The sequence below is a fragment of the Bradyrhizobium sp. TM233 genome, assembly GCF_036247965.1.
GTDB lineage: Bacteria > Pseudomonadota > Alphaproteobacteria > Rhizobiales > Xanthobacteraceae > Bradyrhizobium > Bradyrhizobium ottawaense.
In genome coordinates this window covers 1-296 of record NZ_BTIG01000331.1, presented here as the reverse complement: position 1 = coordinate 296, position 296 = coordinate 1, and the positions used below count along the sequence as shown (strand labels likewise).

Sequence of the window (296 nt, the reverse complement as noted above, 5' to 3'; positions counted from 1 at the left end):
GCATATAAAATCAACACATCAAAAAATTAATGGATTTAATCTTTCTCTGCTACTTCCTCCATCGTTTACACCTTTCACCTTTCAACCCTTCAAATCCCAACTCGGTTGTGAAGAAACCCGGGATAGCAAACACCTGTGTAGCATAGAAGGAGAAAACTTAAATTGCACAAACCCAGAAATTTTTGTGTTAGGGTCTTAGGGAGAAACCCCCCAGGAATCACGACCACTACCGCCGTACCACCCCCCACTACGACATCACCTACCCACTCTTCTTCTTCTTCTTCTTCTCCGTCATC

The 296-nt window shown here is 43.6% G+C and carries 1 protein-coding gene; it reads right to left on the bottom strand.

What is annotated here, in order from left to right:
• Positions 1 to 89 precede the first annotated feature (89 nt).
• A partial coding sequence (locus AABA86_RS34420; protein ID WP_338309917.1) for a hypothetical protein occupies positions 90 to 296 on the bottom strand: 207 nt, incomplete at its 5' end.